Below are 7,479 nucleotides of genomic sequence, written 5' to 3'. Positions count from 1 at the left end.
CCTCAGCGACGAAAACGGCCGCTTCAGCTTCCCGGCGCTCGCGCCGGGCGCCTACCGCCTCGTCGCCGTCAAGGGCGGCTACGCGGTGATGGTGGGACAGCTCAACACCGCGCTTCAGGAAACGCTCGAGATCGTCCTTCGCCCGGCCGGCGCGCCGGCCGCGCCCGGCGTCAAGCCGGAAGACAACGCCTGGACGCTTCGTCTGCCGCGCCGCGATCCGCTCGAGGATCTCGGCGACGGCGCGCCCGCGCTGCTCTATCCCGCCTCGCGCGGCGACGGCCCGCACTTCGCGCCGTCGTCGGTGACGATCGAGGCGCTCGCCTCGCGCGTCGCCGACGCGGGGGACGTCCAGGACGGCGGCGGCTCGCGCCTCGCCCTCGGCGGCACGTTGCTCGCGGGGGCGGACTCGACGCTCTCCGCGCGTCTCGACCATCAGGACGACGGCGGCGGCCAGACGCTCCGCGACCGCGCCGATCGGCTCTTCTTCCGCTGGAACGTCGGCGGCGCCGCGGACGACTCGGTGTCGCTCGACCTCCATCAGCGCGCCAGCCGCCTCGACGCCACGGCCGAGTACGGCGGCGCCGCGTCGCGCCTCGACGTTTCGAGCCTCGAACTGACGGCCCGCCGCGCCGAAGGGGACGCGGACTCCGGCCGCACGATGTCGGCCGCGCTCGCGCTGGCCAGCTTCTCGCCCGACGGCGCCCTGCAGCGCCGCGTCGGCGACCCGTACGGCGTCGCGCGCCTCTCCGGCGACGTCGCTTGGCGGCGCAAGCTCTCCGACGCGAACCAGGCGAACTTCGGCGCGTCGATCGAAGGGACGCGCGGCGCGCGCCGCTCCTTCGGCGGCGTCGAGACGCTGAGCCTCGCGCCGGCGTCCGGCGTCGGCGACTCGCTCGCCGCCGCGTTCGGCGACCGGGCCGCGGCCTTCGCCGACGACACCTGGCATGTCTCGTCCGGGCTCGCGCTCGTCGCGCGCGCCCGCGGCGAGTGGGCCCGCGGCTTCGACGAACGCTCCCGCGGCGCGGCCTCGATCGGCGCCCGCGCGGCGCTCGGGGAGAGCGTCTCCTTCGCCGCGGACGCCGGGGCGATGGTCGGCGGCCGCTCCGCCGGCGAGGCGATCTACCGCGCCGCGTTCGAAGGCGGCCGCGGCGCCGTCCGCTGGACGGTCGTCCGCTCGCGCGAGAGCGGCGTCGATCTGTTCGGCCTCGCCGCGTCTCCCGACGCCGCGCCGCTCGGCGTCCTCGTCGGGCCGGACGCGCTCGTCGCGCGCTGGGCGGTCGGCCTGTCGGTCGCGCCCGGCGTCTTCCTGCGCGAAGTCCGGCTGCGCGGCGAGTGGTACGACGTCGAAGGGGACCTCGCGGCGCGCCTGCCGATCGACCTCCCGCTCGCGCCGGTGGCGTGGGACGGGAAGGCGCGCGGCCGGCGGCTCGAGGTCGGCCTCGCGCTGACCGCGGGGACCGAGATCTCGATCGCCTGGGACGAACTCGAGGACCTCGGCGGCGCCGCGCCGCTGCTCGAAGGGGCGCGCCGCTGGGAGCGCCGCGCCGTCGCGCTGCGGCAGCGGTTGGCGCGCGTCGGCGACACCGGCGCGTGGTACGTGATCATCTCCGCCGAAGACAACGACCTTTCGCCGGCGCCCGCGCCGGCGGCCGACGACGGCCTGCGGCTCGCGCTGCTTCAGCGGCGCCGCGTGTCCGGCGGCATGGCCCTCTCGTTCTGAGCCCGCCGATGGCCAGCCGCCCCGGACGTTTCGCGCTCCTAGCGCTCCTCGCCGTCGCGACGGCGCTCGGGCTGTTCTCGGCCCAGCGCACGTGGCGCGAGGAGACGGCGCGTCCGGGGATGGGGTTGGTCGAGACGACGCCCGGCGACGTCGTGGTCGCTTCGCTCGATCCGGGCGGCGCGGCGCAGCGCGCCGGCTTCAAGGCCGGCGACCTGCTCGTCGAGATCGGCGGGCATCCGGTCCACTCGCGGCTGGTCGGCCTCGACCTTCTGGCGCAGGCGCAGCCGGACCGGCCGGTCGGCGTCGTCGTGCTGCGGCAAGGGACGACGACGCCGCTCGCGCTGCGCGTCGTCGCCGAGCGGACGTGGGCGTGGGACCGCGTCGTCGGCTCGCTCGTCGCCGCGCTCTTCCTGCTCGCCGCCGCCGCCGCCGCGCTGCGGCCGCGGCAGGGCGGGCCGGCGCTGGTTTACGCCGCGTGGTGCCTCGCCGGCGCCCTGCTGCTCGGCGTCTCGTGGTCGGCCCGCGGCGAGCGGATCGACTGGCTGCTCTTCTGGGTGGACCGCGCGGCGCGCCTCGCGCTCCCCGCGCTGTTCGTCCATCTCGCGTTCGCCGCGCGGCGCGCCCCCGGCGGGCGGTGGCGCCGCTGGCTGCCCTTGGCCTACGCGCCGGCCGCGGCGCTGCTGCTCGCGGAGATCCACCTCGCCGGGCTCGGCGGCGCCCTGCGCGCGCTCGACCCGGTCGCCGCGCTGGAGACGCTGCGCGGACGGATCGAGATGACCTGGCTCGCGGCGGGGTTCGCGTGGGGCGTGGCGATCCTCGCCCGCGCGGCGGCGAAGGCCGACAACGCCGAGGACCGGGCGCGCGCCCGCTGGTTCCTCGTCGGCAGCGCCGCGGGGCTCGCGCCGTTCCTCGCCGTCACGGCGATCCCCGGCATCGCCGGCGGCGCGACGGGGGACACCGGCTGGATCTCGCTGCCGTTCCTCGTCCTCGTGCCGCTGACCTTCACCGCCGCCGCGCTCGACTACCGGCTGATGGACCTCGCCTTCTTCCTGCGGCGCGGGCTGGTCGTCGGCGTGACGCTCGCCTTCTCGCTGGTGCTCTTCCTCGGCTTCCAGAGCCTCGCCGCGACGTTCTTCCCCGCGCTGCTCCATCCGGCCGGCGTCGTCCCGGCGCTGATCGCGCTGGCCGTGACGGCGGCCCTCGCCCCGGCGATCCGCGCCGGCGCGCGCGACGTCGTCGGGCGCCTCTTCTACCGCCGCCGCTACAACGTGCGGCTCGCCCTCGCCCGCCTCGCCCGCGACCTCAACGCCGAACGCGAGCTGCCGCGCCTCGCGGAGACGCTGGAGCGGCGGATCGTGGACGCGCTCGGCGCCGGCGTGGTGCGGCTGCTGCTCGCCGGGCCGGAAGGGGAGCTGCTCTCGCCGTACGACCGTCTGCCCTCGCCCGACGGGCTGACGTCGGCGATGCGCGCCGCGCTCATGCGGGGCGAGATCCTGACCTTCGCGATGCTCGGCGAGGCGCCGCGGCGCCTCCCGGCGCTGAACGCGCTCGGCGTGCAGTGGCTCGTGCCGCTCCGCGTCGAGAACGACCTCGTCGCCGTGCTCGCCGCGGGGCCGGCGCGCGGCCGCGCGCTGCTCGACTCCGACGACCTCGACCTGCTCCGCTCCGTCGCCGGGCACGCCGCGGCGGCGGTCGCCGGCGCGCTCCATCTCGCGGACCTCCGCGGGCAGGTGCAGCTCGTGCAGCGGCTGCAGGCGCAGACCGAGTCGCTGATCAACAACAGCCCGATCGGCATGGCGGTGATCGACCTCGAAGGGGTCGTGCGGCAGTGGAACCCGGCCGTCGAGGCGCTGCTCGGCACCGGCCGGCGCGACGCGCTGGGGCGGCGCTACACCGACGTCCTGCCGCTGGCGCTGCGCAGCGTGACGCGCGAGTTCCTGCGCCAGGCGCCGTCGGTCGAGCGCTCGCGCGCCTACCGCATCCGCATCGGCGGGGCGGAGGACGAGAAGCTCGTAGACTTGGCGATCAACGTGCTCCGCGGGCCGGAAGGGTGGGAAGGGACGCTCCTTTCGCTCGACGACGTGACCGAGCGCGTGCGGCTCGAGGACCAGCTGATCCAGCAGGACCGGCTCGCCTCGGTCGGGCTGCTCGCCGCGGGCGTCGCCCACGAGGTCAACACCCCACTCACCGGCATCTCCTCCTACGCGCAGATGCTGCTCGAGGAGTGCCCCGGCGACGATCCGCGGCGGCCGATGCTGGAGAAGATCGTCCAGCAGGCCGGCCGCGCCTCGCACATCGCGCGCGGCCTGCTCCGCTTCAGCCGCCCCGGCCCGACGACCGAGCTGTCGATCGGCCCCGTGGACTTCCGCGAGATGATGGAGGAGACGATCGGGCTGCTCGGGCCGCAGGTGCGGCGGGCGAAGGCCAAGGTCTCGACCGAGTGGAGCGGCGCGCCGGTGGTGGCGATGGGCGACCGCTCGCGCCTGCAGCAGGTGGGGATGAACCTCCTGCTGAACGCCGTGGACGCGGTCGGCGAGGGCGGGCACGTCGTCGTGCGCACCGGCGTGGACGGCGAGGCGGCGTGGTTCGAGGTGCGGGACGACGGCGTCGGCATTCCCGAGGAGCTGCGCAACCGCATCTTCGATCCGTTCTTCACGACGAAGAAGCCGGGGCAGGGGACCGGCCTCGGCCTGTCGATCAGCTACAGCATCGTCCGCGAGCACGGCGGGGCGCTCGCCGTGGAGAGCGAGCCCGGACGCGGCACGACGATGCGCGTCTCGCTGCCGGCGGTCGCGACGGCGCGCGCCGAGGAAATCCCGGCCCCGCGCCGCGCCGCCGTGTAGAATCGGCCCTTTCCGGGAAGCCCGAGACCCTTGTCCCCAACGCGCGCCACAGTCTTGGTCGTCGACGACGAGGAGGTCATCCTCGACGTTCTTTCGTCGCTCATCGGACGGCGGAAGGAGTACGAAGTCCTGCTCGCCCGCGACGAGGAGGAGGCGCTGCGCGCCGTCGCCGAGCGGACGATCGACGTCGTCCTGCTCGACCTCTTCCTCGGCGAGTCGGACGGGATGGAACTGCTCCGCTCGCTGCGCGCCGAGGAGCCGGACCGGCCGGTGATCATGATGACCGCGCACGGCTCGGTCGCCTCGGCGGTCGAGGCGATGAAGGCCGGCGCCTTCCACTACCTCACCAAGCCGTTCCAGAACGACGAGGTCCTGCTGCTCGTCGAGTCGGCGCTCACGCAGCGGCGGCTGAAGCTGGAGAACGAAGGGCTGAAGCGGGCGCTCGACGAGCGGAAGCGGTTCGGCCGCCTCGTCGGCACCTCGCAGGCGATGCAGCGCGTCTACCGCGTGATCGAACAGGTCGCGCCGGCGCGCACGACGGTCCTGATCACCGGCGAGAGCGGCACCGGCAAGGAGCTGACGGCCGAGGCGATCCACCAGCACGGCCCGCGCTCCGACGAGCCGTTCGTCACCGTCAACAGCTCCAACCTGCCGCCGGACCTGCTGGAATCGCACCTCTTCGGCCACGTGAAGGGCGCCTTCACCGGCGCCGTCGCCGACCAGGTCGGGCTGTTCGAGGCCGCCTCCGGCGGGACGCTCTTCTTCGACGAGATCAGCACCATTCCGGCGCCGGTGCAGGCGAAGCTGCTGCGCGTGCTGCAGGAGAAGGAGTTCCTGCCGCTCGGTTCGGTCTCGCCGGTGCGCGTGGACGTGCGGATCCTCGCCGCGACGAACGACGACCTCGAGCGGCTCGTCGCCGAGGGGCAGTTCCGCGAGGATCTCTACTACCGCCTGAACGTGATCACGATCGACCTCCCGCCGCTGCGCGAGCGGCGCGAGGACATCCCCGCGCTCGTCGAGCACTTCCTGCTCGAGCTGGGCACGGAGCACCGCCGCCGCGGCGTCTCGCTCTCCCGCGAGGCGCAGCAGGCGCTCGTCCGCTACGACTGGCCGGGGAACGTCCGCCAACTGCGCAACGTCGTCGAGCGGGCGCTGCTCCTCGCGACGGAGGACGAGATCGGGCCGGAGATCCTCGCCCAGGAGATCGTGAAGGGGCCGTCGCGCGGCGCCGGCCTGCCGCTCCCCTCGGGCGTGACCTACCAGGCCGCGGTCGAGGAGTACGAGCGCTCGCTGATCCGCTCCGCGCTCGACGAGGCCTCGGGCGTCCAGCGCCGCGCCGCCGAACTGCTCGGCATGAAGCCGACGACGCTCAACGAGCGGATGAAGCGCCTCGGCTTCCGCTGACGCGGGGCCGCCGCGCTGACGCGCGCCGATTGCGCCGCCGCGTCGGTCGTTCAGAATGAAAGCGCGGCCCGGCGACGAAGGCCGGCGCCGCGAGGTGCCCCGAAATGCCGCGTTTCTACAACTCGCTGACCAAGACCGTGGAAGAGTTCTCGCCGGCGGCGCCGCCGCGGGTCGGGATGTACACCTGCGGCCCCACCGTGCACGACTTCGCCCACGTCGGGAACTTCCGCGCCTACGCGTGGGAGGACCTGCTGCGGCGGCAGCTCGAGCGGCGCGGCTACGACGTCCTGCACGTGATGAACATCACCGACGTCGAGGACAAGATCATCCGCAAGGCGGGCGAGGCCGGCGTGCCGATCGGCGAGTACACCGCGCGCTACACCGCCGCCTTCCTCGACGACGTGAAGACGCTCGGCCTGCTCCCCGCGCACCACTACCCGCGGGCCACGGAGCACGTGCCGGAGATGATCGAGATCGTCCGCCGGCTGGAGGCGGCGGGGCACACCTACGTCGCCGACGGCTCGGTCTACTTCCGCATCGCCACCTTCCCGACCTACGGCAAGCTGGCGGGGCTGAAGCGCGAGGATCTCCGCGTCGGCGCGCGGATCGACGCCGACGAGTACGAGAAGGACGATCCGTCCGACTTCGTGCTCTGGAAGGGGGCGAAGCCGGGCGAGCCGACGTGGGACTCGCCGTGGGGCCCCGGGCGCCCGGGCTGGCACATCGAGTGCAGCGCGATGGCGATGAAGTACCTCGGCGAGTCGTTCGACCTGCACACCGGCGGCGTGGACAACAAGTTCCCGCACCACGAGAACGAGATCGCGCAGTCCGAGGGGGCGACGGGGAAGCCGTTCGTCCGCCACTGGATGCACTGCGCGCACCTCGTCGTGGACGGCGAGAAGATGTCGAAGTCGCTCGGCAACTTCTACACGCTGCGCCAGCTGTTCGAGATGGGGCACGAGCCGCGCTACGTGCGCTGGGTGCTCGCCGGCACGCACTACCGCAAGGCGCTCAACTTCACGTTCGCCTCGCTCGACGGGGCGAAGGCGGAGCTGGGGCGGATCGACGAGATGCGGGCGCGGCTGGCGCGCGAGGCGACCGAGACGGCGGGGCGGGCGGCGTTCGCGCCGCGCGCGGCCGCGGCGCGCGACGCGGTCCTCGCCGAGCTCGACGACGACCTCAACGTCAGCGGGGCCACGGGGGAGCTGTTCAAGTTCGTGCGCGAGGTCAACGCGGCGCTCGACCGCGGCGAGCTCTCGCGCGAGGACGCGGGGGAAGTCGAAGCGGCGCTGGCCGACGTGGACACGGTGCTCGCCGGCGTCCTGCCGCACGGCGCGGCGCAGGCCGGTCCGCCGGCCGAGGTGCAGGCGCTCGTCGAGCGTCGGCAGGCCGCGCGCAAGGCCCGCGACTGGGCCGCCTCCGACGCGCTGCGCGCCGAGATCGCCGCGCTCGGCTGGGCCGTCGAGGACACGCCGCAGGGGCCGAACCTCAAGAAGCTCTGAACCTGCGCGC

Annotated in this window: 4 protein-coding genes; all 4 read left to right on the top strand. The window is 74.3% G+C overall.

Annotation, left to right across the window (positions count from 1 at the left end; all coding sequences use genetic code 11):
- Nucleotides 1-1,720, top strand: a 1,720-nt coding sequence (locus LLG88_10790) for a carboxypeptidase-like regulatory domain-containing protein (GenBank protein ID MCE5247387.1), incomplete at its 5' end; no start/stop codon positions are given.
- Nucleotides 1,721-1,728: 8 nt separating this feature from the next.
- Nucleotides 1,729-4,563, top strand: coding sequence for a PAS domain S-box protein (locus LLG88_10785; protein ID MCE5247386.1), 2,835 nt, complete (start codon nt 1,729-1,731; stop codon nt 4,561-4,563).
- Nucleotides 4,564-4,593: 30 nt separating this feature from the next.
- Nucleotides 4,594-5,967: a sigma-54 dependent transcriptional regulator gene (locus LLG88_10780; protein ID MCE5247385.1), complete on the top strand. Its 1,374-nt coding sequence runs from the start codon at nt 4,594-4,596 to the stop codon at nt 5,965-5,967.
- 104 nt (nt 5,968-6,071) lie between these two features.
- The gene (gene cysS / locus LLG88_10775) at nt 6,072-7,469 is read left to right on the top strand and encodes a cysteine--tRNA ligase (GenBank protein ID MCE5247384.1); all 1,398 of its coding nucleotides are present in this window, start codon (nt 6,072-6,074) and stop codon (nt 7,467-7,469) included.
- Nucleotides 7,470-7,479: the final 10 nt, after the last annotated feature.

It is taken from the genome of bacterium (genome assembly GCA_021372775.1).
Lineage (GTDB): Bacteria > Acidobacteriota > Polarisedimenticolia > J045 > J045 > JAJFTU01.
Note: the sequence above shows the minus strand (reverse complement) of the source record. Positions and strands in the feature narration are given on the sequence as shown.